Here is a 25052-nt window from a genome sequence, read left to right as displayed (position 1 = left end):
TATTTTTTCACCCTTTTCTTTAAACTGTGAACGGTTTTTCACTGATTTGAAGTGAAATAGCCAGTTTCCCGCCCGGCAAGTGTCCTGCCATTAATAAGCGGTTTTCTTCATCCACTGTGTACTCAGTCAGGCCTTCAGCATAAATCCAGCCCTCTTCTGTTTTTAAGCCGACCCGGTAAGGCCCGCTCCCTTTGATTTTAGCTTGATGATAGGTTACCTTCGCATTGCGTATATAAGCAACAACCGTCATGTTTTTTTCATTTAAATGTGCCGAGTAAGAACCGGTTGTGGTTTCTAAATGGATATATACAGGGCGGTCCGCATATCGTTCTAAAGATGCTTGCACATCTTCTTTTATGATTGCTTTCATAATTGCTCCCCTCTTTCTTCTTTTAAATACTGTACGCGTTCTGTATGTAATTTGACCAGTTGATATTTGACAGCCGGTTCCAGCTGTGAGTTCACAATGCGCTGTATAGCGGCATAATATTTTTCCAGCATAGGTTTACGGAGCCTCGGATGTGTTCTCTTATCCAAAAGCTCAAGATCAATTGCCTCTGTAACCGCTTCTGCATCTTCGTTTGAGAAAGAGCGGCTGTTCCATAGCGAGGCGTATGCTTTTACTATTTCTATATCATTGTCCATCGTCCTGCTCCTTTATGTCTTACATACATGAAATGATTATACATAATATATACTCAAACTGAAAAGCCAAAGGCTCAATGGCTTTTTGATGCCCGTTTCCATTTCACTTGTGAAAACGTAAACAAGACTAATGCAGCCCATATACAGGCAAAGGTAAATGCCTTCGAGTTTGAAAATGGCTCATGGTAAATGAACAGCCCAATCAGCAAGGTGATGGTCGGTGCAATATATTGTAATATACCGACTTGATACAGCGGCAGCCGCTTCGCCCCTTCAGCAAACAATAAGAGCGGCAGCGCGGTAAACACACCGGCAAAAAAGAGAAGCACCCATGCCCCGCCGCTTTCTGCACCCGCAGGCTGAATATGGCCGCTAAGCAGCAAATACCCCAATGCAATCGGCATAATCATGAATGTCTCGAGTGTTAAACCGATAGCGCTTGAAAGACTTGTTCTTTTTTTGGTAAATCCGTATAAGCCGAAGCTGAATGCAAGCAGCAGCGCGATGTATGGAATGGAGCCGTATTGAAACGCAGAAATAATAACGCCGGCTGCCGCTATCGAAACTGCAACCAATTGAAGGCGATTCAGCTTTTCCTTTAAAAACAAAATGCCGAGAAGAACTGACACAAGCGGATTGATGTAGTAGCCAAGACTGGCTTCAAGCAGAAATCCATGATTGACAGCCCATATGTATACAAACCAGTTAACCGAAATGAGAATTGAAGCGAGAAATAAAGATAGTATGCCTCCGTTCTTTTTTAAAGACCGCAGCTCATGCCACCCCGTTTTCCATTGACGCAAGAAAAAAAGCACGATACACATAAAAACAAAAGACCAAATGATACGGTGAGCTAAAATATCAAGTGCCGGCAGCTGTTCAAGAAGCTTCCAATAAAGCGGAAACAGCCCCCACATCGTAAAGGAAACGGCTGTGTAAAGAACGCCTTTTTTTGTTTCTGAATGATGCATATTTTGTCCCTGCCTTTCTTTAGAGCATCTTATATTATATCACGTGAAAGATCGAGCAGGCATATACTATTTTGTCCGTGAAGAAAGGTGTGATGAAGATGTTTGAGTGGAACAAGTATTTTCCTTTCCAAAATCAATTTTCCAAGGAAGCATTAAAAAAGGCCGATCCAAAAGAGGTTGAGCGTTATGTAAACAGTGTAATGGAAAGTGTGTTCGGAAGTGATTACGCGGCTCAATTTCCATTTCGCGATCCTCTCCCGACTAAAGAAAAAACACAGCGCACCGAACCTGATATAGATATATTCGAAACAGCAGACCATGTGTTTGTAAAGGTTTCAGTAAATGAAAGCCAGCTGGAACAGCTCAAAATTAAACATACATCTCATACATTACTGATTGAACATTTCCCGGGTTTGTCCCATCCTAAAAAAGTAAATCTTCCCTGTCTTGTCAAGCGGAAAGGAACGAAAGCCGTATATAAAGACAGCCATCTGGAAGTCATGTTTCATAAACAGCAGGACTACAATATGTCCGAGGTAGAAATTATGCGATAAAAAACGGCCTGCACAGAAGCAGGCCGTTTTTGCTAATAAAAACCGGGATAACCTCCGCCATACGGTCCTCCGGGGCCGTATGGCGCACCTCCGTAACCGTAAGGAACAGGCGGATACGCATAGGGACGCGGATAATTAAAAAGAGCACTCCCAAGAAAACCGCCTAATAAACCGCCGACTAAAGGAGCGCCAAACAAAAAAGGGTTTCGTACCGGGTATCCGGCCGGACCTGGGTTCCCGCGATAATACGAGTGTTGAGGGTACATGATTATTTCCTCCTTTATGTCTGCCTATATGTAAGGTATTCATCCAGGAAGAAAAACGATTGGGCTATTGTTATATTGATTTTTACTGATAAAACATTATTACAAAAATAGTCCGGCCAATAAAACACAGCCCAGTCCTGTACTGAGAGGACCGTTGTGAGCAGCGTCCATGTTTAAAACGTTTCCTTCATGCTCAAGCCGTCAGAAATAACAAAATAAAAACCCCGGCAGCAATGATAAAAAATCGGCATGGCTAACCTCCATTTTCATGTTGTTTTTGCCAATTCTCCGGATATTTGTTAGAAAATGTTTTCATTTTTAACGAAATAGGATCTTCGTGGTGATATAATTGATATCTTTTGATCAACTATTATTTCATGCTAATCTCCTAATCAATTACTGCCAAGAATATTTATGATTTCATAGGCTGTCAGACAATAACATAGTTATATATCGATCAATTATTGGTTATATGTTATGTTTTTATCTATCAATTGGCTTCAGATAACAAAACAATGTGATAACATGCTGATAAAATCAGTGTTACAAAAGGAGGAATTCAAATGCCATTATTACGTTTCGATCTAATAGAAGGCCGTGATCAAAAAGCATTACAATCGCTATTAGACACTGCTCATCAAGCGATGGTAGAGGCGTTTGGCGTGCCGGAGAGTGACCGATATCAAATTGTGCACCAGCACCCCGCGAATGAGCTCGTGATTCACGATACCGGATTAGGATTTCATAGAAGCAAGGATTTGATCGTGATCAGCATTACAAGTAAAACAAGAACAAAGAGCCAAAAAGAGAAATTATATGCCTTGCTGGCTGAAAAACTAGAAGCAGAATGCGGTATTTCCCCGGAAGACCTAATGGTTTCCATTACGGAAAACGGTGATGCTGATTGGAGTTTCGGGCTCGGCGAGGCACAATTTTTGAATGGTAAGTTATAAGATGGTGAAACTTCTTCATCTGCTTTACACTTAGCGAATGGCCATCAATGAAATAAAAAGAGAGATCCTTATTCAAGACCTCTCTTTTTTTATTTCTTTTTCAAAAAAGCAGAAATAACCAGAATGAAAACAGCCAGCAAAACGAAATATAACGGTGTGATCCAGATTTGGTGGATAGAATCAGGGTCTCCCTTTTTATACCCAGTTTCGATGCCTATGTAATTCCAATGAAAGCTGACAGGGTTTTGATCGTATATATAAAATTCAGGCAGATAGAGCTCCGGTTTGCTGATTTGAACAACAAGATAAATGATGATTCCCATTAACAACAGGATAGCTGTTAGTAACTTTTTCACGGAAGGATCCTTTCCTATTTTTGTATGTTGACATCATCCTAACATCTCTTTTTATATATGTAAAATAAAAGCTGATTCATAACATGGCTCCTAAAATAAAAAGTCATGTAAACGGTATGACCCACTTACATGACTTTCTCACTGACACAAACCCTTTCTGCGGATGCTCTGTTTCTTTCCATTATTTCTCTTCTTCGCACACTGTAACACCAGGCTCACAAAATTGATCGGCCCACGCTTGCATTTCTTGAAATACGGCTTGCAGCGCGGTTCCTTTTTCAGTCAGCGTATAGATCACTTTTACCGGTGTCTCGGGAAGAACCCGTCGTTCAACAATTTCGTTTTGCTCTAGCTCTTTAAGGCGCTCTGCCAGCATTTTTTGGCTGATCATCGGTATGGTTTCCGTTATCTCTTTAAATCGTTTCGGCCCATCCATTAGTACATGGATGATCAGACCGTTCCATCGTTTTCCCAGCAATGAGAAAGCTGACTCCATTTTAGGGCACATTGTATTTCCCACTAGTCTTCATCCCTTCATCTATTGTTTGACAAGTATTCACTGATCCATTAAAATTATCTTTCAAGTTACATTTAGTAAGCTTCTAACTTTTCTATTATCATACCACGTTTACCCGAAGGAGGAAACATTATGACTGATACTCTGGACATTTTGCAAGCACGGGCATCTGTTAAGGAATATGATACCAATGCCCCGATCTCTAAAGAGGAACTGACTGATCTTTTGGAGCTCGCCACTAAAGCGCCTTCTGCATGGAATCTGCAGCACTGGCATTTTACAGTTTTCCACAGCGATGAATCAAAAGCGGCTCTTCTGCCTGTAGCATATAACCAAAAACAAATTGTTGAATCTTCTGCTGTCGTTGCCATTTTAGGCGATCTAAAAGCGAATGAAAACGGTGAAGACGTTTACGCTGAACTGGCAAACCAAGGTTTCATCACGGATGAAATCAAACAAACGCTTCTTGGCCAAATTAACGGTGCTTACCAAAGTGAACAGTTCGCACGCGATTCCGCTTTCTTAAATGCTTCATTGGCTGCTATGCAGCTTATGATTGCCGCAAAAGCGAAAGGTTATGACACCTGCGCAATCGGAGGATTTAATAAGGAGCAGTTCCAAAAGGAATTTGATATCAGCGATCGCTATGTTCCGGTGATGCTTATTTCTATCGGGAAAGCAGTGAAACCTGCACACCAAAGCAACCGCTTGCCTCTATCAAAAGTATCAACTTGGCTGTAAATCTAAGAAAAACCTTAGTCCGGATAAACACGGACTAAGGTTTTTTTATTGAAACGTATCTTTGTACCATTGGCGAGCCTGTTCAGCTTCATGCTGCGTGAGCTGATGGCCCCCATCCTGCCAAAAAACTGAAGCAGATGCCCCGCTGTCAAGCAAACAGCGGTGAAGCTCTTCCGATTCTTCCTTTGTGCAAAGCGGATCATATTTTCCCGCCCCAATGAAAACAGGAAGCCCTGTCATATCGGGAAGCTCAAGCCCCCGTATCGGCACCATAGGATGATGCAGAATAGCCGCCTTTAAAACATCCGCATAATGAAAAAGCAGGCTCGCCGCGATATTTGCGCCGTTTGAGTAACCGACTGCAATCACTCGGCTCCGGTCAAACTGATGCGTTTCTGCCGCCTCGTCGATAAAATCTTTCAATTCTTTTGTCCGCTCAACGAGATCCTTTTCATCAAATACACCTTCGCTGAGGCGTTTGAAAAAGCGCGGCATTCCATTTTCGAGCACTGATCCCCTGACGCCGAGCAAATGAGCACCCGGATCTATAAAACGGCCCAATGAAAGGAGATCATGCTCATTTCCTCCGGTTCCATGTAACAGCAGTAAGACGTTATCAGATGTCCCTTTTTCAAAAATATGCTTCATCATGTCCCCTCCTACAATTCAGGCAAAATATCTGTAATTTGTTTGCGGTGTTGCTCCAGCCATTCAGGCAGCTTTAAGGATGTCCCCAGCTCATCAAACGTTTCATCTGTCATAAAGCCTGGTTCATCTGTGGCAATTTCAAATAAAATGCCGCCTTTTTCCCTGAAATAAATTGATGTGAAATACTCCCTGTCCAGAATTTCTGATGAAGGGAGATGTTTTTCAGCAATAAGCGGCTGCCATTTGGCCTGCTCCTCACTCGTTGTCCGAAACGCTATATGATGAACTGTTCCATAACCTCCGACGCCTCTTTTTTCCGGCTGCAAATGAACGTCAATCACGTTTCCGACAGCCGCTGCGGATTTCAGTCTAACGATCTGATCTTCTTCCGCTACTTTGCTGTATCCGAAGCTTTCCTCTAACAATTGAATCGTTGCTTGCGGATCATAGGAGTACAGCAGCACGCCTCTCATTCCGGTGATGGCTTCATGTTCTGAAATGCCGTCAGGTGTCCACTCGCTTTTTCCGCTTTCGCCGTCTTCCATGATTGCTAACGGAAGGTCTTCTGTATCATCAAAGATCAGCGCGTGTTCCCTGCATAGCATTTTCTCCTCTGCATTCAGTCCATTATTTTGAAGGCGTTCCTTCCAGAAAGCCAGAGAGCCTTTAGGGACTGAAAAGTAAATCCGGCCGGCTTGGCCTTTCCCTACCGTCCCCTGCCCGCTTCCTTGGAACGGGAAAAAGGTAATAATGGTCCCTGGATCTCCATTTTGATTCCCAAAGTAAAAATGATATGTTCCCGGGTCATCGAAATTCACTGTTTTTTTGACAAGCCGAAGCCCGAGCACTTCTGTATAAAATCGCAAATTTTCTTGCGGATCTCTGGCAAATGCTGTAATATGATGCAATCCTTCTGTTTTCATCTTTTCACTCCTAGATTATCTTGATTTCGAGATATTTATTATTTTAAACCTATAATGTGCAGGATGCAATCCATAGGATTTAATTAAATAATTGAAAAAATCATTTTTTTCTAATAATTATCTTGTGATCTTATCTTACAACTGCTATTATAGTGAGCATTATCATCTTTCAGGAGGAAAGTAAATGGTTAAAAAAGCACTTATTGTTATACTCATCATTTTACCATTCATTCAGCTTGCACTTTTGCCGTTTGTGAATCGAATCGAACCGATTATTTTCGGCCTTCCTTTTTTCCATTTTTGGCTGCTGCTGTGGATTATTATTACGCCGGTATGTTCGTTTGGCATTTACCTGGTGCAAAAAAAAGATGGAGGAATTGAATAATGCAAGGAAATCTCACTGCACTTATGATTACGGCTATTATCGTATTAACTGTTGTCTGTATCGGATTTCTCGCCGGGAGAGACAAATCATCGCGAACCTCGGTGGAAGAATGGTCTGTCGGCGGCAGACGTTTTGGAGGCCTTCTCGTTTGGTTTTTAGTAGGCGCTGACCTTTACACGGCATATACTTTCTTAGGTTTGACCAGTACGGCTTACACAGGCGGAAGTGTTGCGTTTTTTGCTATTCCTTACTCCGTATTGGCTTATTTTATCGCCTATTTCTTCCTGCCGAAACTTTGGAAAGTTGCGAAAATTCACAAATTAACAACTCTCGCTGATTATGCGCGGGAACGTTTTGACAGCAAGCTGTTGGCAAGTCTCGTTGCAATTGTCGGTGTCCTGATGCTTATCCCATATATCTGTCTTCAGCTTAGCGGAATTCAAGATACGCTTCAGGTAGCGGGCACCGGCTATATCAACGTAAAGTTCGTTGTCATCATCTCATTCATTCTAGTTGCTCTATACACGTTTTTCAGCGGGATTAAAGGGCCTACTTTTACAGCCATTATTAAAGATATTTTAGTATGGGTGATTATGCTGTTTATGGTCGTTTCCCTCCCTCTTATTCATTTCAACGGCTGGACGCCGATGATTGATACATTGGTGAAGGAAGCGCCGCAAATGCTGACGATACCGACAGAGGGCCCAAAAGGCATCCCTTGGTTTATTACAGCATCTATTGTATCCGCCTTGGCACTTTTTATGTGGGCGCATGCCGCTACAGGTGTATTTACGGCGAAAAGTGCCGATGCAGTTAGAAAAAACAGCATGTTTTTGCCGCTTTATAACATCGTTTTAATCTTAGTTATTTTCCTTGGTTTTATCGCTTTTCTTGTGCTGCCGGAAGATACAAATCCAAGACTGGCGCTGCTGCATCTGATTCAGACGTCTTACGGCGGCGTGGCACAAGGTTTTGCATACGCCACTATCGCTTTAGCTTCATTGATCCCTTGTTCGATCATGGCTATCGGAGCATCGAATTTATTTGCCAATAACTTATACCGTGACTTGATTCATCCAAATGTGTCACAAAGCAAACTGACCCTTATTACACGTTCCATGGTATTTGTCGTGATCGGTCTTGCTCTTCTATTTGGAATGCTGTTCCCGACTGCCTTAGTAACACTTCAGCTTTTAGGCGTTTCCGGTATGGTGCAGATCTTCCCCGCGATTGCCGTCAGCTTATTCTGGAAGAACCAAACGAGAGAGGCGACAGTGATCGGATTATTAGCCGGCCTTGCGGTTACGTTTATTGTGTATATCACTCAATCTGCACACGGCATTTATGAAGGTTTCTGGGGATTGTCCGCCAATATCATCGCTGTAATCATTCTCAATCCGCTGTTTTTAAAAAGAGCAGGTTCAAATCCAGTCAAAGAAGGTTTATTTGGTAAAAAAACTGAACCGAATCCGAATCAGAAGGGTGCTTAAAAAAAGCCATACGCGGTAGCCGCGTATGGCTTTTTTACATTTCTTTTTTCAGCGTTTCAATTGCTTTTTTCATTTGCGTATCATTATTTGACAGCTTTTGTTGAAGTTCTGTCATTAGTTTTGTTGTAGTATCGCCAGTCAGCACGCCTGTTTGTTTCAGATTCTCTTTTTTCTGAAACTGTTTGACGACTGATACAAAATCTTGATCATACGTACTGTTTACCTTCACCTGATAGCCAAGTGCTTTCAGCATTTGCTGAGCGACTTTGACTTCAGTGCCTGTATTGCCTGATTTGTACGTTTTATCAGCGTCCAAATATGGGAGCTTTGCGTAATCAGGAAGCTCTGCTTTCACTTGCGGCTTGATGCCTTTTTTATGAATCCATTCACCGTCAGCAGTCAGCCATTTGGCCATTGTCAGTTTGACTGTTGAACCATCCTCATACTCTTTTGCGGTTTGCACTGTGCCTTTTCCGAATGTGGTTTCTCCAATTAACGGAATGCCTGACGATTCATGAAGGGCAGCGGCCATGATTTCTGCAGCGCTCGCTGTTCCGTCATTTACTAAAACGACAGTCGGCTTGGTAACTTTTCGTTCTTTTTCCGCTTTCATGACTTCTTTTGAGCCGTTTTTGTACTCAACCTGCATAATATTTTTACCTTTATCAATAAACAGATTGCTCATTGTAATCGCCTGGTCCATTAAGCCGCCCGGATTGCCCCTCAAGTCTAAAATATAGCCTTTGGCACCTTTTTTCTCTAAACTGTCGATCGCACTTGTCAGCTCTTTAGCAGTTGTTTCAGAGAAAGAAGTGATTTGAATCTCACCGATATTGTTGTCTTTCATCTCAGAATAGACGGTCTCAACAGGAATCGTATCGCGCTTAATGGAAAGATCAATCTCTCCCACTCCCGCTCTGTTCAGCTCAAGCTTCACTTTTGTGCCCTTTTTGCCGCGGATTAAAGCGACGGCTTCATTTACATTCATGCCTTTTACGCTTTTCCCGTTTACTTTCAGGATTTGATCCTTCGGTTTGATTCCGGCTTTTTCAGCAGGTGAACCTTTGATTGGCGCAACAATAAGGATTTCACCGTCTTTTTCCTCTACTTGTGCTCCTATTCCTTCAAAGGATGCAGAAATGCTTTCTTCGAATGATTTTCCTTCCTTTTGATCCATATAGGTAGAGTAAGGATCGTCCAGAGACTCAATCATTCCTTTAATTGCTCCGTCTACTAATTTGTCATCGTTTGTTTCCTTGTAATAATCACTTTTGATTTGCTCATACGCTTTATTTAATTTATCGAACTTACTATCTCCTGCGCTTGTTGATTTTTGGCCCAGAATGCTTGAATTGCCCGTAATAAATAAAGTCAGCGCCGAAGCGACAACCGCAGTGATCAGCACAACAAAAAACAGTTTCAATTGCCGTTTCAATTAAACACCACCTTTTCTTCTTACATTATTATCATGGACGATTTCCTATTCGTCAACTCGGAGCAGAAAATATAGAGATCCGCCCTTCTTTATCGTTTCATAAACCTATGTCTTTTCACGACATATAATAACCAAAAAGGAGGATACCATTTTGAGCCGATATTTAGAAATGCTGTCCTTATTCGGTGTCTCAGGTGCACATCCAGGCGGGCTCGCTTTTTCAAAAGCCGTATTGCAAAAAGCGGCACCTCCGTCTGATCAGCCGATTCTTGATGCCGGATGCGGGACGGGGCAAACTGCGGCTTATTTAGGACATTTGCTTTATCCTGTCACAGTCGTTGATAAAGACCCTGTCATGCTTGAGAAGGCGAAAAAAAGATTTGCAAATGAAGGGCTGGCCATCCCTGCATATCTTGGAGAGCTGGAACGTCTTCCGTTTTCTTCGGCGTCCTTTTCCTGCGTCCTGTCCGAATCCGTCCTCAGTTTTTCCCATCTGACATCCTCCCTTCAAGAAATTAATAGAGTATTGAAGCCGGGTGGAATGCTGATCGGTATTGAAGCGGCGCTTAAAAAGCCGATGCCTCCGCGCGAAAAGAAGCAAATGATGGACTTTTACGGTTTTACAAAGCTTTATAACGAATCGGAGTGGATGGAATCGATTCATTCCCATGGATTTCAGAAAACAGAAACGATCACCCTTTTGCCGGAAGATATGGAATTTGAACCGACGACAGAAATGGATGTATCGCAAGCAATCGCTCCTATCTACTATGAAACGCTTCAGTCCCATTATGACCTCATGCAGGCATACAGCGAGTATATGGGTCATTGTATCTTTATCGCATACAAGTAAAACGGCGCTTCACCCCCTCTTTTCGTCCAACCTTTTTTGTTTATCTATCATAAGCTGATAGAAAGACGGATTAGGAGGGAATTATATTGGAAAAATACTATCATATCTGCCGCCAGCACCAAGGAAAAGTTGCTAGAATTACAGAAAGAAACGGCAGAGTCCATGTGGGCAGAATTACACGTGTAACCAACAGCAAGGTCTTTATTGCTCCAGTTACTTCAGGGGGCCCAAGAGGCGGATTTGGCTATGGATATTGGGGCGGCTACGGATATGGATATGGAGCCGCATACGGTATTGGCCTTGGGCTGATTACAGGTGTGGCGCTCGCCGGTTTATTCTTTTTTTAATGGAAAAACCCGCTTAACCAATGGTTAGCGGGTTTTTATTTTATATCTTCTTCACTTTTTCAAAGTATTCTTCTAATGTTAAGTCATTCTCATGAATAACCTTTGCAGCCTTTTTGCCTACATAACGCAAATGCCATGGTTCGTATTCGTACTTCGTGATGTCTTCTTTGTTTTTAGGGTAGCGAATGATAAAACCGTATTTATATGCATTGTTCTGCACCCATTTTCCGTCTTCGGTGCTGCCGAATGCTTCATTTAGCTCAAAACCGTTGCTTCGGCTGGAAATATCCATTGCCAGACCTGTTTGATGTTCGCTTTCACCAGGATATGCGACAGCTTCTCTTGCTTTCTTTTCCCCTTTTAGGCTTACTTCATTTTTAAAGATAACCTGCTGTCTGTCATACGAGCGGTATCCTGACACGGCTGCCAGCTCATAGCCATCCTTTTTCGCTGCATCAAACATCGTTTTTAATGCGTCTGCTGCTTCTTTTCTGATGTATCGCTTTTGTATTTTCTCTTCAAAAGAAAACTCGACATCAGGGATAACTAGATCGCTAGGTTCATAGTCTCCTGGCAGTGCGTATTGCTTATTGACAAGGGCGAGGATATTTTTTGGATTTTGAATGGTTTCCAGGCCGTCCACTTTTTTAATGTTATTGAAAAACTTGCTTTCCAATAAGAACTCACTGTCCTGCGTATTTGTTTTTTTGCTGTCAGCTGTTTTTTCTTCTGTCTGTTTTGATTCTGCAGTGGTTTTCGTATCCTTTTGAGCATCTCCATTTGACATGCTGCAGCCGGCTCCGACAATTGCCGTCACACTCAGAGCGGCGGCCAGCGAGAACCATTTACCGGACTTTTTCATCATCACATTACCTTCCTTTTATCAATCGTTTCCGTATCCATAAAGAAGAGGCTGCCGGCACCCAGCACGCCTCTTCATTTATTTTATTTTGATACAGAATGTAAAGCCACTTCTATCATATCATGAAAAGTGGTTTGACGCTCTTCTGCTGTTGTTTCTTCTCCTGTTAATACGTGATCGCTCACGGTCAGGATGGACAGCGCTTTTCTACCGTGCTTCGCTGCCAATGTATACAAAGCGGTTGTTTCCATCTCTACCCCGAGCACACCGTATTGGGCAAGCTTTTCAATTTGAGAATCGTCATTGTAGAACTGGTCAGCAGTAAATACACTGCCTACCGTCACCGGTACGCCTTTATCCTTAGCGGCGTCATAGGCATTTTTCAAAAGCTCGAAATCTGCGTTAGGCGCGAAATCGATACTTCCAAAAGCGACTCTGTTCATTTGTGAATCAGTAGAAGAAGTCATGGCCAAAATGACGTCGCGCACTTTGACATCTTTACGGATGGCGCCGCAAGAGCCTACTCTTATTAAATTTTGCACATCATAGCTTTGAATTAATTCATTGACGTAAATTGAAATGGACGGAACACCCATGCCCGTGCCCTGCACAGAGATTTTTTTGCCTTTATATGTACCTGTAAATCCATACATGCCTCTGACTTCATTATAGCATTCCACATTTTCAAGATACGTTTCTGCGATAAATTTTGCTCTTAAAGGGTCCCCCGGCAACAGTACCGTATCCGCAATTTGTCCTTTTTCCGCACCGATATGTACACTCATCTCATATCCTCCTCAACCAAAATTAACGATCAGTCCGTTCATTTTACAACGGATGTCATGATGAGACAAACTTCAGCATTGATTATAAAGGAATGTTCCGAAAAAAGAAAATGATCCGGGGTATTTTTAGGCGCCATTAGAGAAAATCGGGATAATTGAGCTGCTTATATGAGAACCTAACGGCAAAAGGAGGGATGAAACATGGGTAAAAAACAGCGTAACCGAATAACCGGACAAAAAAAGAACAACCACATACCTGCTAAAGACGTTATCGCAGCTGAAGAGGCGCACGAAAAAGAGCATTCCGCGGCCAAACGAAAACCTTAAAAAACAGAAAACTGCGGATATCCGCAGTTTTCTTTCGTTATGTTGTTTGCACAATCAGACGATTGATTTTCCTCCATCCGGCAGGAAGCAGTTTATAATATGTTTTCCCTTTTCTGCCTTCATCAATCAAAATCACATCCCCTGTGGCCATAAATCTCGCATCATAATCACTTGGAACAGTATCGAATACATTAAACAAAGAGAATGCTCTTTTTAGCACGTCTTGATGATTGCTCCCGTTCAGTTCAGTTCGATAGACGGCTCTGTAGCCTTTTTTTTCACCAAACCGGGGTGTTTGAAATATTGTCACATCGTAAAAACAAGACTTCTTTTTAAACACGGATAACATCATCAAGATCCCTCCCTTTTATTTCTATAACATATTGGCGTTTCGCCCTCTTTTTCCTCTCTCTACTTTTGTCGAAACGAATGAAACTTTTCGTCAAAACCTTTCACGAGGAAAAACAGTAGCAGGCCGAGACTGAAGCCTCCTAAAACGTCAGTTAAAAAGTGCACGCCGAGGTAGACTCTGCTGGCACCAACCAAAATAACGACAGTACCGGCGATTATGTATACCGCTTTTTTATGCTTTGACAAAAACGGGATGTGTTTCACTAAAAAGTAGGCGATTACAGGATAAACACAAGCAGCGTTCATGGAGTGGCCGCTCGGAAAGCTGAAGGACGACTCATGAACGAGCGGTTCAAAATCCGGCCTTGCCCGTTCGATCCACTCTTTTAATATTTTGTTTAACAGACGATCCGCTCCGAATATGAAAAGCATCAAAAGACCGTCCAAGGTTCTCTTGTAAAAAAACAGCCCTGCCCCAATGACTACGATAAGTGGCAGTAAAAAGGAAGTAGCACCGAGATGAGTCACCCAAATCATCACATCGTTCAGCCAAGGCTGACGGATAGCTGCGGCTGCCTTACTGATCATTTCATCTGCTGATTGAACAGCAGATGTATGAATAACCGCGGCTAAAAAAAGAAAGAGAAGAAACAGACTGACTGGCTTGTACAAGATTTTCCCTCCTTTATTTCTCAAAAATTCATATCAGCCGAATAAAAAACCGGAGCTGGCCGCTCCGGTTTCAAGCCTTAATAATCTTCATCCAGCTCTTCATCTATCATACATTTTTCTATCAGATAATCAAAGGTAATATCGGCGATTTCAAACAGCTCATCTTCACTCGGTATGTAGCCCCGTCTTGCAAGCTCTCTGTAAAAAAATTCAGCGATTTCTTCCGTGTCAATCACAAGATCTATTTCTTTCATAACCGTACCGCCTCCTTTTTTATGTTTTATGAAAAAACGGGATGAATTATACCCGGTGTTCTAAACAATTCTTTCATTCATATACATTGAATAAAAAAACAAGCCATAGGAGGCTGACATATGATCGCTAAAATGATGGAAGCACTGGACGGAGAAAGATTCGATATGGTGATGGGAAAAACGCTCAAAGGTATGACGCATGTCATGATTTGGGGCTGTCTGCCTTACTTTTTATATGTGATCATCCGCTTGTTCACAAACTAACTGAAGTGTTCTTTTAAACTTTCCAGCACAAACATCATCATATCTTTATATTCTTCATCTTTAAACATTTCGTACAGAATTTTGTAATCGTTGTAAATATCCAAAAGCTCATCAACAATTGATACAGCCAGGATGCGCAGGGTATCTTGATCTTCATCTTCGCCTTCAAACTGAAGAAGAGCAGACGGTACAATATCTTCGCCGATCTCATGGGCAGTTTCTCCGACATAATGGACAAACAAAAGCTGATGCACAAACTGGTCCATTTCATACTTTCTGAGAACCAGCGTGAGATCCTCTTCCTCCGTTTCAAGCCACTCTCCATCCTTTAAACGAGTCAGCTCATAAATAATATCTTCCCAGCCATCTTCTAAATATCTCCAAATTTCTGTTCTGTGGCCGATAATGCGAAAGAGTTCTTTTCCATAATCTTTTACATAAACGACATCTCCAATGAGGAATTCATATTCAATATCAAGTTTTTCCATATCGACAATGACGCCTTCATAATCTTTATATAATTGAATGGACGATTCAAAATATAAGACTTCATTGTGGTTTACTTCATAAAGATAGTGCTTATCGATTTGGTGTACTTTTGTAATTGTGCCGACTGTCCCATACATAATGACGACTACGATATCCCCTACTTGGAATTTCGGTTTATTTTGCTTCATGGTGTCTCCCCCTCGCCGCAACATTTCTCATACGCTATCGTATGCTGGGTTACACCAATTCGCATGGGCATGAAAACCATTGGAAGTATCCAATTATGGTATGTGTATGCGCACAAAAAAATCCGCAGCAAATCTGCGGATTTAAACATGTGGTTATTTGCCGTGCACCTCGGCCTCGTATTTTTCCCAAGCTTCATCAAACGTAGCCATCGTGTCCAGATAATCAACATTCAGCTCCAAATATGAACTGATTTCGTGATAATCGGTTGATGTTTTTGGGAAGCTGTGATCCTCATACGCCTGATTGGCAAACTCGCTGATGCTGTCCTGCGGTTTAGGATGTCTGTATTTCAATAAATAGTGATAAAAGGATTTCATGGGTTTCCCCTCCTGGTGTCTGTCTTTTGTTGTTCTATTATACAGTGCAAGTGTAAAATTACAACAAAAGAATAACGAAACATCATTCAGGAAAAATCAAAATAGTTGCGTTTTAATATCCTTTCCGTTTCCATGAGCTGTTGATACGTCAGACTTTCAGGAAGTTTTTTTGTGTTGATTAAAAACAGCTGATCCTCAATATCTTTTATCGTCGAATCCTCTTGGTAGGCCATTCCGCAAGAAGAGCAAATCATCGCGGGGGTGTTTGTCAGCTCTATGGCTCGTGTGCCGTCAGGAAGCTCCCAATAAACCGTGTTCGTGCCAGGCTGCGCCTCAGGCACACCGCACCATACGCATGTTTTCATGAAGAATTCCCCCCGCTTTCTGCCTCTTTTTCTTTTTTCTGCTGGGCTAAAAATTTCTTTTCCTTTAGCTGGTCTCTTTTCTCCCGCCGGTCCTTTAAGGTTTCGTGCCCCGGTTTCGCTGTATATGCTTCTCTCCTTTTGATTCTGGCCACGTTTTCCGGTGTGAAAGAAATCTCTTTGTCGGCAAGGATGGCACTCAGTCCAATTGGTTCTTTTTTGTCGACAGCTTCAGGAAAAACAGACTCAAAGTAGGCGTCAGCCTGGTTAGGGATATAATGTTCAGGTTCCGGATAAGAGGTAATGACTCCTTCAAAATTTCTCAAGATGATTTTGTCAGGACTTTGCGATAAAACATAATTTGGCTGCAGTGCGATCTTCCCGCCGCCGCCTGGTGCGTCAACGACAAAGGTTGGTACCGCGTAGCCTGAAGTATGGCCCCGCAGCCCTTCAATAATCTCCAGCCCTTTTGAAACTGGAGCTCTGAAATGTCCGATGCCTTCTGAGAGATCACATTGATATATATAATAGGGGCGGACTCTGATTTTCACCAAGTCATGCATAAGCTTTTTCATAATTGTTACCGAATCATTAATGCCTGCTAACACGACGGCCTGATTTCCGACCGGCACACCTGCGTTCACCAGCTTTTCGCAAGCCTCAACGGATTCCTCCGTCATTTCAATGCTTGTGTTGAAATGGGTGTTCAGCCAGACCGGATGATATTTCTTTAAGATATCGCACAGTTGATCGGTGATTCTCTGAGGAAAAACGACAGGCGCTCTTGTGCCGATTCTGATAATTTCCAAATGCGGTATACTGCGCAGCTCTTTTAAAATGTATTCTAAAATTTGATCATTGATCAGCAACCCGTCCCCGCCTGAAATCAGACAGTCCCGGATCTCGGGTGTCTCCCGAATGTAGGCGATCGCGGCATCAAGCTGCTTTTTAGGGACACCCATTCCGATTTGACCGGAAAAACGCCTCCTTGTGCAGTAGCGGCAGTACATGGAGCATTGGTTCGTGACAAGGAATAGGACTCGGTCGGGATAACGGTGTGTCAGACCGGGTACCGGAGAGTCTTCATCCTCATGAAGCGGGTCTTCCAGGTCGTATTTTGTTTTGTGCATCTCTTCAGAGAGCGGCACAGACTGCATCCGTATCGGACATCTGGGGTTATCGGGATCCATTAAGGAAGCATAATAGGGTGTGATATTTAAGGGGATCGTTTTAGTAGAAATTCTGACGCCTTCCTCTTCTTCTTCGGTCAGGTTAATCACTTTTTTCAAGTCATCTAATGTTCTTACAGTATGGGTCAGCTGCCACAGCCAATCATTCCATTTTTCTTCCGGAACATCCTTCCATAACTCTATCTCCTTCCAATGCCGTTTCGGTTTATACCATTTGTTTGTCTTGTTTGTCAAATGAAATTCCTCCTCGCGCATTTCTTTTTGACTTACAGGCGCTTGCACCAGATATTCATATTTTCGAGCCCTTCTCCTATATAACAATTATTGATCAGCCTTCCGCCATACTGATACCCGGAATGATACAGGATCGCATTCATTCCAAAAGATGCAGCGCGGGCGAGTGAAAATACTTGAAAGATATCTTGCTCTCTCATTTCTTTTTCTAATGCATCTATTAAAATACTTGTCAGCGAACGGCCCCGATAATCTGGAAGCACGGCACAGTCCGTCATTTCGGCATGCCCCAGCTCAGGATTGATATCTGCGCTTGCCGCGCTAATCAGACGGTCATCTTCAAGCATGACATAATAAAGCGTATGCTCATTCATCGTCTTTTCAATATAGGCGGGATCAAACACAGGAGTCGGATACGTGCGGAATACTTTTTTATACAGCATAGATAACTGATACATGTCGTTTGTTTCTGCTTTTCTCATTGTAAAAGGAGACCTGTCTTCGGTTTGTGGCTGAGGCTTCAATTTATATAATAGCTCTATCATTTCCTGCTCGGATAAATAGGTATCTGTTTGTCTTCGTTTTTCTGTGAGATAACGGACCATGACGGCAGCGCGATGGCCGAGATAGTAGCCTTCGAGAAAGCCCTCCGGCGTAAACAATTGTTTAGCCAGCTCTGCCTCGTCATGCTGTTTAGTGTACACAATAATTTTTTCGGCGCCCTCCTCTTCAGCCGCTGTCATAATATCAGACAAGACTTCCTGAATAGCGCCTTCATAACGAATGACTCTAATTCGTTTATTAAAGCGGTCATTGTCTATGACAGCCGTAACACCGCTATTCTTTACCGTTTTGATCATCAGCATCCTCCCCGTCTGTATGAAGCCCGCACCAATCCATCACAAAAAGAGCAATAATTTTAGCTGATTCTAACATGGCTTCAACCTCAATATACTCGTTTGCCTGATGTGCCGTTTTCGTCTCTCCCGGTCCAAAAACGATAACAGGGGTATCTCCCGCATGATACAAAAGGCCGCCGTCTGTCCCCCAAGGCGACGCTTCGATGATCGGCTCTGTTTGTTTCATTTTTTGATAGGCTGACTGCAAGACTGATAGTAAAGGATGGCCATCAGGCAAATCATTCGGCAGCCATTGAGCCCCGAACCATTCCACTTGAATTGGATGGCGTTTAAACCATTCATCATGGTATTGTAAATCTTTCAGCCAATTTTCCAATTCCATTTTCACGGCTTCAGGCTTTTCATGGGGAGCAATTCCGCACCTTCCTTCTATGACGACGCGGTCTGCTACCGAGGACGGCCATGTTCCGCCTGAGATAGTGCCAATATTGATTGGAACCGGGATTGGGATATGATCATAAAGCGGGTCAGAAATTCTTGCATTGCGGACTTTTTCAAGCTCTTGAATGGCTGTAATGACATGCATGCTTTTTTCAATGGCGCTGACACCTTCATACCGTGTGCCTCCGTGTGCCGCTAATCCTTTAACCGTGATCCGAAACCACATCGAGCCCTGCTGTTTAATAAAAAGCTTCATATTGGTCGGTTCCGGAATTAGCGCCCCGTCCGCACGATAGCCTCTCATAATGGCAGAAAGTGTTCCGGCGCCGCCGCACTCTTCATCTATAACACTCTGAAACAATACATCGCCCTTCAGTTTGACATCGCAGGCGTGCAGAGCTTCTAATGCAAATAGAAGGGCTGTATTGCCTCCCTTCATATCAGTGGAGCCGCGGCCGTAAATTTTACCATTTACTTCGGCAGCTTGAAACGGTTCATACTTCCATTCCTTCAAATTTCCTTCTGGCACAACATCGATATGCCCGTTTAAAATCAGAGATCGTCCTCCGCCCTCTCCCGTTTTTTTAGCGACAATGTTCGGGCTCTCATGAAAATCCGACCGGTCTGATATAAAATAGGGATGCTGTTTTAATTGTTTTAGGCTCGGCTCCCACACATCAATGTCCATATGAAATTGCCTAAGCTTTTCAAGGACTACTGCCTGAGCGTTAAATTCCTTGCCAAGTGTGCTTTTTTCTCCAACCAGCCTTTTCAAAAGACGAATGGCTTTGGCTGAATGCTGATCAAGCCATTCGATTACTTTTCTTTCAATGTCCTGCATCATCACTCCCCCTTTTAAGAAAAAGGCATATCTACCATTATTTCAGCGTCGGTCAGCCCGATCACCTCGTCAATTGTTGAGCCATTCATCAGTTCTTTTAAAATAAAATGATGCCGGCCAACTGCAAGAACTGCTTTTTCAGTAATGATCATATCTACACAGCCTGCTGCTGTTAACGGAAGGGTGCAGGCTTCTGTTAATTTAGGCCTCCCTTTTTGATCGGTATGGCTCATGACAACAACCACTTTTTTCGCTTTTTGGGCGAGCTCCATCGCACCGCCCATGCCTGGCACCTTTTTTCCGGGTACAAGCCAATTCGCAAGGTCTCCCGACTGGCTTACCTGCAAAGCGCCTAAAATCGTAATGTCAATCATGCCTCTTCTGATCATGGCAAAAGACATCGTTGTATCAAAATAAGATGCTCCCTTAACAGCACGGACAGGGAAACCCGCGGCGTTGCATAAATTTTCATCCTCATTCCCTTTTTCGGGACTTTCGCCAATCCCGAGTACGCCGTTTTCCGCCTGCAGCATAACCTGCATGTCAGGCGGCAAAAAGTTCGGCACCAAGGAAGGGATGCCGATACCGAGATTCACCATCATGCCTGGTTTGATTTCAGAAGCAGCCCGTCTGGCGATCTGCTCTCTTTCTGTTACTCCCAAGCCCATTTCCACCTCACCCCTTCGCTTCTCACAACTCCCTCAACAAAAACCCCAGGCGTTACAATCATTTCTTCTGCAATATCACCCATCGGCACAATCGTCTCCGCCTCGGCAAAGGTTCTTTTGGCGGCCATTGCCATAAGCGGATTCATGTTGCGCGCTGTTTTGTCATACGTTAAATTGCCGAATTCATCTGCAATGCAGGCATTGATGAAGGCAAAATCAGCCGTCAGCGCTTCTTCAACCAAGTATTGTTTCCCCGCTACAGACACAATCTCTTTTTTCTCACAAACCATTTGATTATCAATGCCGATATCGGTCAAAATGCCGCCAAGGCCGGACCCGCCGGCGCGAATCCGTTCTGCGAGCGTGCCCTGAGGCGAAAATCGAACCTCTAATGTGCCGTCTGTCATCTGTTTTCCCGCTACAGGATTTGAACCGATATGTGATGCAATCAGTGTCTTGACTCTTTTATTGACAATAAGCGGTCCAATCCCAATCTCCGGGAATCCGGCATCATTGCAAATGACAGTTAATTCTTTCACACCGCTGTCCAATATGGCTTCAATCAAAGAAGGAGGAGAGCCGACTCCCCCGAAGCCGCCAAACATAAGGACCGATCCATCACGCACATCTGCAATTGCCGATTCAATGCTGATCGTTTTTTGAAATGGTGCCATATTGATTTCAGTCCCTTTTCAGTTTTTTTCAACTTCTGCAACAGTTTCCGAAAAAGTTGATATAAGCTCTTCCATCTCTCCGTCTGAGATTGTGAATGGAGGAGCGATGATTACGGCATCTCCTTCCCCGCTGTCGATTCCAGCCTTGGCAGGATAGACAATGAGCCCGCGTTTTTTTGCTTCGCTGATGATACGCTGGGTCATCGACCGATCTTGCGGAAACACTCGCTTTGTCTTTTTATCAGCCACAAATTCAACGCCTAACAGCAGCCCTTTGCCTCGGACATCTCCAATGATGCCGCTTCGGTGCATCATCTCTTCAAGTTTCTTTTTCAGCTTGAAGCCCTTTTCTTCAGCCTGTTTGATCAAGCCGTGTCTGATAACATAACGCAAAACCTCGAGAGCAGCTTTGGCTGAAAAGGGATGAGCACTGTATGTGTGACCGCTCATAATAACACCTGATCCTTGTTTTATCGTTTGGAGAACCGTATCAGACACAACTGCCGCTGCAATAGGCGCGTAGCCGGCACCGAGCCCCTTTCCAAGCACAGCGATATCAGGAACAGTATGCCAATGCTCTGTCGCAAGCATCCTTCCAGTTCTCCCAAGCCCGGTCATAACTTCATCTGCAATAAACAGCACGCCGTGTGAGCGGCACACCTCTTGCAATCTCTCATAATATCCAGAAGGTGGAGTGATTGCTGCTCCCGCGGATCCAATAATAGGTTCTGCCACAAAGCCAGCAATAAACTGACTTCCGATTCTTTTTATAGCGGTTTCCAGCTCCTCCGCAGCCGTTTGAACAAAATCTTTTTTTGCCTCTTGATTCAGCCGATATATATGCGGGGCTGAGAGAGCGGGATAACGCTCTAGCAAATGGGTGAACCGGTACCTGCGTTCATAAAATCCCGACAATGAAAGCGCTCCCAAAGTTATTCCGTGGTAACTGCTCCATCGTGAGAGAAAGATGGATTTTTCTGTCTGCTTTTTTTCCTGCCAATATTGAATGGCGATTTTCATTGCCGTTTCTATGGCCTCTGATCCGCTATTGACAAAAAAAGACCAATTCAAGTCTCCCGGCAGCTGCTCGGCCAGTAAAGCAGCTAATTGCTCGGCCGGCTCACTCGTAAACTGCGAGCGGTAAGCAAAAGACACCTTATCAAGCTGTTCTTTCAGCTGCTCGGTTACTTCATCAACCCCATGGCCGATATTGCATGTCACCGCACCAGATGAGCCATCAAGATATTTTTTTCCGTTCTGATCATACACATATGTGCCCTTTGCATGACTGACAATCGGATATTCCGCATTAAGCTCTGGCTTAATTAAATAACTGCTCATGCTCCACCTCAAAAACACCTTTTCTACATTGTATGAGTGTCCAAATAGCGGCATGACGCTCCCTATAAAATCTTTTTTCGCACAAAAAAAGAGCCCTTCCGAACTTCGAAAGGCTCTTGTGTTATTTCATCTAGCAAATAAAAGCGGCTCCGACGATAATTAATAAAATGAACAAGACAACAATCAATACAAATGTATTTGTCCCGCAGCCAAATCCTCCGTAACCGTATCCATGACAATATCCATGCATATTGTTTTTCATCCTTTCTTATCACGATATACGGCATTGTATGCGGGCCAAGTCCCAAACGGTTTGTGCAAATGCCCATCTATGTAAGGAAATAATGAAAAACAGTGTGCACCCGCTCAAATTTTTTAAATTTGAGCTTTTCATAAAAATGAGTAACGCCATCAGCATTTGAGGCCACTAAATAAGCATCGTCCATTCCTAAAGATTTGGCAATAGACAGCATCTCACCCACAAGAATACTGCCGTAGCCCCTTCTTTGAAACTGATCCAAAATCGCCACTTCTTCAATTTTCGCCGTTTTCTCTTGCGAATCAATAAAAAGTTCTCCGCAGCCAATCGGAATGTTCTGTGATGAATCGCTGTAACAAACGACAAGCAAAATCGTACCCGCTTTGTAAAAAGGATATTTTCTCACTAATTTTTGTTCTGCGGTTGCCTCTCCTATATAAAGCGAGTCATAAATTTTCATGATAGAAGATCCGTCACTAAGACTCTTTGCCGTCCCCCATGCCGTGAAAGGATGTCCGGTCTGTCCCTTCCAGTCTCCAAGCTTCAAGCAGTATAACAGCTCATCTTCAACCACAAAACCGCTTTTCACAAGCGACTGCTTCAAAACGAGCGGAAAAGCATGCTGAGGAGACGCTTTTAAATGGATATAATTCGCATCAAGCAGCTTCGGTACGGACGGCAAAAAATCAGGTATAAGCTCCAATGGAAATGTATCATGAAGCTGTACAAAATTATGAGAAAAAATTTGCGGCAGCTTGGAATCTTTATATACACTGTAATGATCAAACAACTTCGATTCAGACGTTAACGATAGATATTGATGCTCCGTTTTTGAATAAAGTCCTGTCATGAATGTCTCCTTTTTATGACCTATACATTTACTTGATTGCAATATTTAATTTCTTTATAATCTCATCGTACACCGGATAAAAAGGCTTTCCAATTGGAAATTGCTGAATATTCCGGAAAGAAGCGGGTATTGGTTTCTGCTGCAAAAAGAATTTTCTCACCACTTGCTCGCTGATTGGATGAAAAACACCGTTTAGAAATAGAAACCGCTCGCGTTCTATAAAAAACAGTCTTCGTCCAGGCGGATTTGCGATCACCCCAGATCTGTCCCGCGTGATAGGCGGCCCTTCCTGCAGATCCTCGAGCACTTCTTTTTCAATCGTCAAAATATCTTTTCTTTTAAATTGATAAAATTGAAAAGCATGCTGACTTTCTATCCGTCTTTTTTTACCGGCGTCAATGTAAAATACTGCAGGCTGGTCAGGTTCTTTTACCAAAACATAATTCGGAATGTTTAAACATTTTCCCGTATGATATTGAAATAAATACGGATCGGGGATAACAACAGTCCGATCCAGATACACTGAACTCCATCTCTCCCCCACAGGATGCCGCACACCTTGATCAAGAAAATACACATGTTGATCAGATCCTTTTACAAACGTGCCGTCAATCAAATCGGCGGGCAGAAACTGATAAGCGTTTTGAAAGGAATTCGGAGTCTTATACGTTGTATCTAATACTTCATTTATCGGCAGGAACGGGGCAAATGTGTTTACTCTAATCCAAAAAATTGAGTCGCCGTGATTCCAATGCATCATATCATCGTCCCAATAGCTTCCATATTTATCTTTGATCCGATCAAGCAACGAACGGCGATGCATAACAGAGCAATGATCGACTTGAAAAGCGGCTTGATCAAGCACCGCATTGGCATCTCTGTAAAAATGGGAAATTTCCTCTCCTCTTTCGTTTACATGAACAACTTTTTGTTTTGAATAGACTGCCTGTGCTTCAGGATGACACAAAAATGTCTGCACCATACGGCTCAGCCGATCAGGATGATAAACTGTATCATCGGTGAGATAAGAAATGTAGTCGCCTGCGGCAAATGGAAGAGCGTTATTAATTAATGTGGCATAACGGGTTGTTTTTAATCGATTTTGAGGATGGACGAAGCTGTTTTTATAACGAATGCGCTGGTCATGAAGGTACTTGTGAATCACCGAAATCGTTTTCTCATTTGAATGGTCATCCATGACAAAAAGCTCCCAATTGCTATGAGTTTGATTGATGACACTCTCAATCGCCATTTGCAGATAATCAGGTTTGTTATAACTCGTTAAAATAATGGAAACTTTGTCCCCCATCTCTGCAAGCCTCCTATTGTCACACATGAAAACGGCTCCGCAGCAAGCAGAGCCTCTGTCAACATGTAAAAAGCACCTCAACTTACAATAGCAACATTTGATCCCGTTTGATTTAGCGGGTTCTGAAAAATAACCAAATCAGCCAGGGATTTTTACGATAACATTTTGAAGCGTATCTCCATTGATCAGATTGACTCTTGAAATCGGACACCAAGCTCTTGGCAACTACGAGCTGGCGTTTGAGACCAGATTGATTTCCGTCTGAAGCTGTTTGACGTATAAGCAGAATGAATAAAAACAGAATAAAATGCAATTCGTCGTCATTTTCTTCTTGGTTCACTTTGTTTTCTAAATCCAAACTTCCCTCGC

35 protein-coding genes and 2 pseudogenes are annotated in these 25052 nt (G+C 43.0%); 9 read left to right on the top strand and 28 right to left on the bottom strand.

Features of this window, described 5'->3' with window-relative positions; genetic code table 11:
* Positions 1 to 19: 19 nt before the first annotated feature.
* The 3 genes from UJ203_RS04895 to rarD all read right to left on the bottom strand — a co-directional run bounded on the left by UJ203_RS04895 (position 20) and on the right by rarD (position 1616).
* Entirely contained in the window at positions 20 to 370 is a 351-nt protein-coding gene (locus UJ203_RS04895) for a YojF family protein (RefSeq protein ID WP_010334594.1), read from the bottom strand.
* Positions 367 to 645: a hypothetical protein gene (locus UJ203_RS04890; protein WP_044155530.1), complete on the bottom strand. Its 279-nt coding sequence runs from the start codon at positions 643 to 645 to the stop codon at positions 367 to 369. The genes UJ203_RS04895 and UJ203_RS04890 overlap by 4 nt, the downstream gene beginning before the upstream one ends.
* Before the next feature lie 74 nt (positions 646 to 719).
* Entirely contained in the window at positions 720 to 1616 is an 897-nt protein-coding gene (gene rarD, locus UJ203_RS04885) for an EamA family transporter RarD (RefSeq protein WP_322008790.1), read from the bottom strand.
* Between the two features lie 98 nt (positions 1617 to 1714).
* Here rarD and UJ203_RS04880 point away from each other — a divergent pair, with 98 nt between their 5' ends.
* Positions 1715 to 2170 (top strand): Hsp20/alpha crystallin family protein, encoded by a 456-nt coding sequence (locus UJ203_RS04880; protein WP_322008788.1) that lies wholly within the window; start codon positions 1715 to 1717, stop codon positions 2168 to 2170.
* A 32-nt stretch (positions 2171 to 2202) separates the two neighbouring features.
* Here UJ203_RS04880 and UJ203_RS04875 read toward each other — a convergent pair whose 3' ends face one another.
* Positions 2203 to 2436: a hypothetical protein gene (locus UJ203_RS04875; protein ID WP_322008787.1), complete on the bottom strand. Its 234-nt coding sequence runs from the start codon at positions 2434 to 2436 to the stop codon at positions 2203 to 2205.
* A 99-nt stretch (positions 2437 to 2535) separates the two neighbouring features.
* Positions 2536 to 2636: pseudogene (locus tag UJ203_RS20875) on the bottom strand (transporter); the annotation flags it as partial.
* Between the two features lie 363 nt (positions 2637 to 2999).
* Between UJ203_RS20875 and UJ203_RS04870 the strand changes: the two are divergent.
* Positions 3000 to 3389, top strand: coding sequence for a tautomerase family protein (locus tag UJ203_RS04870; protein ID WP_024121746.1), 390 nt, complete (start codon positions 3000 to 3002; stop codon positions 3387 to 3389).
* An 89-nt stretch (positions 3390 to 3478) separates the two neighbouring features.
* Here the strand turns inward: UJ203_RS04870 and UJ203_RS04865 are convergent, their stop codons facing one another.
* The gene (locus UJ203_RS04865; protein ID WP_024121747.1) at positions 3479 to 3745 is read right to left on the bottom strand and encodes a hypothetical protein; all 267 of its coding nucleotides are present in this window, start codon (positions 3743 to 3745) and stop codon (positions 3479 to 3481) included.
* Positions 3746 to 3926: 181 nt separating this feature from the next.
* On the bottom strand, positions 3927 to 4265 hold the full coding sequence (gene yodB / locus UJ203_RS04860; protein ID WP_024121748.1) for a transcriptional regulator YodB: 339 nt from the start codon (positions 4263 to 4265) through the stop codon (positions 3927 to 3929).
* A gap of 129 nt (positions 4266 to 4394) precedes the next feature.
* Between yodB and UJ203_RS04855 the strand changes: the two genes are divergently transcribed.
* On the top strand, positions 4395 to 5003 hold the full coding sequence (locus tag UJ203_RS04855) for a nitroreductase family protein (RefSeq protein WP_322008783.1): 609 nt from the start codon (positions 4395 to 4397) through the stop codon (positions 5001 to 5003).
* Between the two features lie 45 nt (positions 5004 to 5048).
* On the opposite strand, the gene UJ203_RS04850 is transcribed toward UJ203_RS04855, so the two are convergent.
* Both UJ203_RS04850 and UJ203_RS04845 read right to left on the bottom strand, forming a co-directional pair.
* Positions 5049 to 5651 carry an alpha/beta hydrolase gene (locus UJ203_RS04850; RefSeq protein ID WP_322008780.1) on the bottom strand — a complete coding sequence of 201 codons (603 nt, stop codon included), beginning with the start codon at positions 5649 to 5651 and terminating at the stop codon, positions 5049 to 5051.
* A gap of 11 nt (positions 5652 to 5662) precedes the next feature.
* Positions 5663 to 6574 (bottom strand): ring-cleaving dioxygenase, encoded by a 912-nt coding sequence (locus UJ203_RS04845; RefSeq protein ID WP_322008778.1) that lies wholly within the window; start codon positions 6572 to 6574, stop codon positions 5663 to 5665.
* A 184-nt stretch (positions 6575 to 6758) separates the two neighbouring features.
* On the opposite strand from UJ203_RS04845, the gene UJ203_RS04840 reads away from it, so the two are divergent.
* On the top strand, positions 6759 to 6959 hold the full coding sequence (locus UJ203_RS04840) for a DUF3311 domain-containing protein (protein ID WP_044155515.1): 201 nt from the start codon (positions 6759 to 6761) through the stop codon (positions 6957 to 6959).
* The gene (locus tag UJ203_RS04835) at positions 6959 to 8449 is read left to right on the top strand and encodes a sodium:solute symporter (RefSeq protein ID WP_322008775.1); all 1491 of its coding nucleotides are present in this window, start codon (positions 6959 to 6961) and stop codon (positions 8447 to 8449) included. Before UJ203_RS04840 ends, UJ203_RS04835 begins: the two co-directional genes overlap by 1 nt.
* Before the next feature lie 34 nt (positions 8450 to 8483).
* Here UJ203_RS04835 and UJ203_RS04830 read toward each other — a convergent pair whose 3' ends face one another.
* Positions 8484 to 9884, bottom strand: a complete 1401-nt coding sequence (locus tag UJ203_RS04830) for a S41 family peptidase (protein WP_322008773.1) — start codon at positions 9882 to 9884, stop codon at positions 8484 to 8486.
* Between the two features lie 151 nt (positions 9885 to 10035).
* On the opposite strand from UJ203_RS04830, the gene UJ203_RS04825 reads away from it, so the two are divergent.
* Positions 10036 to 10737, top strand: coding sequence for a class I SAM-dependent methyltransferase (locus tag UJ203_RS04825; protein WP_322008771.1), 702 nt, complete (start codon positions 10036 to 10038; stop codon positions 10735 to 10737).
* A gap of 86 nt (positions 10738 to 10823) precedes the next feature.
* Positions 10824 to 11084, top strand: coding sequence for a hypothetical protein (locus UJ203_RS04820; protein WP_024121755.1), 261 nt, complete (start codon positions 10824 to 10826; stop codon positions 11082 to 11084).
* Between the two features lie 40 nt (positions 11085 to 11124).
* Here UJ203_RS04820 and UJ203_RS04815 read toward each other — a convergent pair whose 3' ends face one another.
* Positions 11125 to 11946 carry a D-Ala-D-Ala carboxypeptidase VanY gene (locus UJ203_RS04815; protein WP_044155508.1) on the bottom strand — a complete coding sequence of 274 codons (822 nt, stop codon included), beginning with the start codon at positions 11944 to 11946 and terminating at the stop codon, positions 11125 to 11127.
* An 83-nt stretch (positions 11947 to 12029) separates the two neighbouring features.
* Positions 12030 to 12731 (bottom strand): purine-nucleoside phosphorylase, encoded by a 702-nt coding sequence (gene deoD / locus UJ203_RS04810; protein ID WP_024121757.1) that lies wholly within the window; start codon positions 12729 to 12731, stop codon positions 12030 to 12032.
* A 201-nt stretch (positions 12732 to 12932) separates the two neighbouring features.
* Between deoD and UJ203_RS04805 the strand changes: the two genes are divergently transcribed.
* Entirely contained in the window at positions 12933 to 13058 is a 126-nt protein-coding gene (locus UJ203_RS04805) for a hypothetical protein (protein WP_024121758.1), read from the top strand.
* A gap of 37 nt (positions 13059 to 13095) precedes the next feature.
* Here UJ203_RS04805 and yodL read toward each other — a convergent pair whose 3' ends face one another.
* The 3 genes from yodL to UJ203_RS04790 all read right to left on the bottom strand — a co-directional run bounded on the left by yodL (position 13096) and on the right by UJ203_RS04790 (position 14335).
* Entirely contained in the window at positions 13096 to 13410 is a 315-nt protein-coding gene (gene yodL, locus UJ203_RS04800) for a shape determination protein YodL (RefSeq protein WP_038954208.1), read from the bottom strand.
* 59 nt (positions 13411 to 13469) lie between these two features.
* Entirely contained in the window at positions 13470 to 14081 is a 612-nt protein-coding gene (locus UJ203_RS04795; RefSeq protein WP_024121760.1) for a phosphatase PAP2 family protein, read from the bottom strand.
* A 77-nt stretch (positions 14082 to 14158) separates the two neighbouring features.
* Positions 14159 to 14335: a YozD family protein gene (locus UJ203_RS04790; RefSeq protein WP_202853601.1), complete on the bottom strand. Its 177-nt coding sequence runs from the start codon at positions 14333 to 14335 to the stop codon at positions 14159 to 14161.
* A 120-nt stretch (positions 14336 to 14455) separates the two neighbouring features.
* Here UJ203_RS04790 and UJ203_RS04785 point away from each other — a divergent pair, with 120 nt between their 5' ends.
* Positions 14456 to 14599 carry a hypothetical protein gene (locus UJ203_RS04785; protein WP_305934428.1) on the top strand — a complete coding sequence of 48 codons (144 nt, stop codon included), beginning with the start codon at positions 14456 to 14458 and terminating at the stop codon, positions 14597 to 14599.
* Here the strand turns inward: UJ203_RS04785 and UJ203_RS04780 are convergent.
* From UJ203_RS04780 to cgeC, 13 genes and pseudogenes are all read right to left on the bottom strand, one after another.
* Complete coding sequence (locus UJ203_RS04780; protein ID WP_010334614.1) at positions 14596 to 15276, bottom strand: hypothetical protein; 681 nt, start codon at positions 15274 to 15276, stop codon at positions 14596 to 14598. The genes UJ203_RS04785 and UJ203_RS04780 overlap by 4 nt on opposite strands.
* A 153-nt stretch (positions 15277 to 15429) precedes the next feature.
* On the bottom strand, positions 15430 to 15654 hold the full coding sequence (locus UJ203_RS04775) for a YozE family protein (RefSeq protein WP_010334616.1): 225 nt from the start codon (positions 15652 to 15654) through the stop codon (positions 15430 to 15432).
* 86 nt (positions 15655 to 15740) lie between these two features.
* Positions 15741 to 16019 (bottom strand): YokU family protein, encoded by a 279-nt coding sequence (locus UJ203_RS04770; protein ID WP_105992047.1) that lies wholly within the window; start codon positions 16017 to 16019, stop codon positions 15741 to 15743.
* Positions 16016 to 17440 (bottom strand): lysine 2,3-aminomutase, encoded by a 1425-nt coding sequence (gene ablA, locus UJ203_RS04765; RefSeq protein ID WP_322008755.1) that lies wholly within the window; start codon positions 17438 to 17440, stop codon positions 16016 to 16018. Before ablA ends, UJ203_RS04770 begins: the two co-directional genes overlap by 4 nt.
* A 32-nt stretch (positions 17441 to 17472) precedes the next feature.
* A complete protein-coding gene (ablB, locus tag UJ203_RS04760; protein ID WP_322008753.1) occupies positions 17473 to 18300 on the bottom strand; it encodes a putative beta-lysine N-acetyltransferase in 828 nt (275 codons plus the stop codon).
* On the bottom strand, positions 18278 to 19588 hold the full coding sequence (locus UJ203_RS04755; protein WP_268510998.1) for a peptidase: 1311 nt from the start codon (positions 19586 to 19588) through the stop codon (positions 18278 to 18280). Before UJ203_RS04755 ends, ablB begins: the two co-directional genes overlap by 23 nt.
* An 8-nt stretch (positions 19589 to 19596) precedes the next feature.
* Positions 19597 to 20250, bottom strand: a complete 654-nt coding sequence (locus UJ203_RS04750) for a 3-oxoacid CoA-transferase subunit B (RefSeq protein WP_024121766.1) — start codon at positions 20248 to 20250, stop codon at positions 19597 to 19599.
* Complete coding sequence (locus UJ203_RS04745) at positions 20235 to 20924, bottom strand: CoA transferase subunit A (protein WP_044155490.1); 690 nt, start codon at positions 20922 to 20924, stop codon at positions 20235 to 20237. Before UJ203_RS04745 ends, UJ203_RS04750 begins: the two co-directional genes overlap by 16 nt.
* 18 nt (positions 20925 to 20942) lie before the next feature.
* Positions 20943 to 22265, bottom strand: coding sequence for an aspartate aminotransferase family protein (locus UJ203_RS04740; RefSeq protein ID WP_322008746.1), 1323 nt, complete (start codon positions 22263 to 22265; stop codon positions 20943 to 20945).
* 130 nt (positions 22266 to 22395) lie between these two features.
* Positions 22396 to 22527: a YjcZ family sporulation protein gene (locus tag UJ203_RS04735; RefSeq protein ID WP_373271217.1), complete on the bottom strand. Its 132-nt coding sequence runs from the start codon at positions 22525 to 22527 to the stop codon at positions 22396 to 22398.
* Positions 22528 to 22594: 67 nt separating this feature from the next.
* Positions 22595 to 23374, bottom strand: a complete 780-nt coding sequence (locus tag UJ203_RS04730) for a GNAT family N-acetyltransferase (RefSeq protein ID WP_322008742.1) — start codon at positions 23372 to 23374, stop codon at positions 22595 to 22597.
* Between the two features lie 28 nt (positions 23375 to 23402).
* A complete protein-coding gene (locus tag UJ203_RS04725; RefSeq protein ID WP_305934421.1) occupies positions 23403 to 24683 on the bottom strand; it encodes a glycosyltransferase family 2 protein in 1281 nt (426 codons plus the stop codon).
* A 77-nt stretch (positions 24684 to 24760) separates the two neighbouring features.
* Positions 24761 to 25041 (bottom strand): annotated as a pseudogene (gene cgeC, locus UJ203_RS04720) (spore maturation protein CgeC).
* Positions 25042 to 25052: the final 11 nt, after the last annotated feature.

It is taken from the genome of Bacillus sp. V26, assembly GCF_034296245.1.
GTDB classification, from domain to species: Bacteria; Bacillota; Bacilli; order Bacillales; family Bacillaceae; genus Bacillus; species Bacillus halotolerans.
Note: the sequence above shows the minus strand (reverse complement) of the source record. Positions and strands in the feature narration are given on the sequence as shown.

Coding starts and splice junctions, on each gene's coding strand:
- UJ203_RS04895 (WP_010334594.1), bottom strand. CDS start 370: ATGAAAGCAATCATAAAAGAAGATGTGCAAGCATCTTTAGAACGATAT.
- UJ203_RS04890 (WP_044155530.1), bottom strand. CDS start 645: ATGGACAATGATATAGAAATAGTAAAAGCATACGCCTCGCTATGGAAC.
- rarD (WP_322008790.1), bottom strand. CDS start 1,616: ATGCATCATTCAGAAACAAAAAAAGGCGTTCTTTACACAGCCGTTTCC.
- UJ203_RS04880 (WP_322008788.1), top strand. CDS start 1,715: ATGTTTGAGTGGAACAAGTATTTTCCTTTCCAAAATCAATTTTCCAAG.
- UJ203_RS04875 (WP_322008787.1), bottom strand. CDS start 2,436: ATGTACCCTCAACACTCGTATTATCGCGGGAACCCAGGTCCGGCCGGA.
- UJ203_RS04870 (WP_024121746.1), top strand. CDS start 3,000: ATGCCATTATTACGTTTCGATCTAATAGAAGGCCGTGATCAAAAAGCA.
- UJ203_RS04855 (WP_322008783.1), top strand. CDS start 4,395: ATGACTGATACTCTGGACATTTTGCAAGCACGGGCATCTGTTAAGGAA.
- UJ203_RS04850 (WP_322008780.1), bottom strand. CDS start 5,651: ATGAAGCATATTTTTGAAAAAGGGACATCTGATAACGTCTTACTGCTG.
- UJ203_RS04845 (WP_322008778.1), bottom strand. CDS start 6,574: ATGAAAACAGAAGGATTGCATCATATTACAGCATTTGCCAGAGATCCG.
- UJ203_RS04840 (WP_044155515.1), top strand. CDS start 6,759: ATGGTTAAAAAAGCACTTATTGTTATACTCATCATTTTACCATTCATT.
- UJ203_RS04835 (WP_322008775.1), top strand. CDS start 6,959: ATGCAAGGAAATCTCACTGCACTTATGATTACGGCTATTATCGTATTA.
- UJ203_RS04815 (WP_044155508.1), bottom strand. CDS start 11,946: ATGAAAAAGTCCGGTAAATGGTTCTCGCTGGCCGCCGCTCTGAGTGTG.
- deoD (WP_024121757.1), bottom strand. CDS start 12,731: ATGAGTGTACATATCGGTGCGGAAAAAGGACAAATTGCGGATACGGTA.
- UJ203_RS04805 (WP_024121758.1), top strand. CDS start 12,933: ATGGGTAAAAAACAGCGTAACCGAATAACCGGACAAAAAAAGAACAAC.
- yodL (WP_038954208.1), bottom strand. CDS start 13,410: ATGATGTTATCCGTGTTTAAAAAGAAGTCTTGTTTTTACGATGTGACA.
- UJ203_RS04790 (WP_202853601.1), bottom strand. CDS start 14,335: ATGAAAGAAATAGATCTTGTGATTGACACGGAAGAAATCGCTGAATTT.
- UJ203_RS04785 (WP_305934428.1), top strand. CDS start 14,456: ATGATCGCTAAAATGATGGAAGCACTGGACGGAGAAAGATTCGATATG.
- UJ203_RS04780 (WP_010334614.1), bottom strand. CDS start 15,276: ATGAAGCAAAATAAACCGAAATTCCAAGTAGGGGATATCGTAGTCGTC.
- UJ203_RS04775 (WP_010334616.1), bottom strand. CDS start 15,654: ATGAAATCCTTTTATCACTATTTATTGAAATACAGACATCCTAAACCG.
- UJ203_RS04770 (WP_105992047.1), bottom strand. CDS start 16,019: ATGAAAACATGCGTATGGTGCGGTGTGCCTGAGGCGCAGCCTGGCACG.
- ablB (WP_322008753.1), bottom strand. CDS start 18,300: ATGATCAAAACGGTAAAGAATAGCGGTGTTACGGCTGTCATAGACAAT.
- UJ203_RS04750 (WP_024121766.1), bottom strand. CDS start 20,250: ATGGGCTTGGGAGTAACAGAAAGAGAGCAGATCGCCAGACGGGCTGCT.
- UJ203_RS04745 (WP_044155490.1), bottom strand. CDS start 20,924: ATGGCACCATTTCAAAAAACGATCAGCATTGAATCGGCAATTGCAGAT.
- UJ203_RS04740 (WP_322008746.1), bottom strand. CDS start 22,265: ATGAGCAGTTATTTAATTAAGCCAGAGCTTAATGCGGAATATCCGATT.
- UJ203_RS04735 (WP_373271217.1), bottom strand. CDS start 22,527: ATGAAAAACAATATGCATGGATATTGTCATGGATACGGTTACGGAGGA.
- UJ203_RS04730 (WP_322008742.1), bottom strand. CDS start 23,374: ATGACAGGACTTTATTCAAAAACGGAGCATCAATATCTATCGTTAACG.
- UJ203_RS04725 (WP_305934421.1), bottom strand. CDS start 24,683: ATGGGGGACAAAGTTTCCATTATTTTAACGAGTTATAACAAACCTGAT.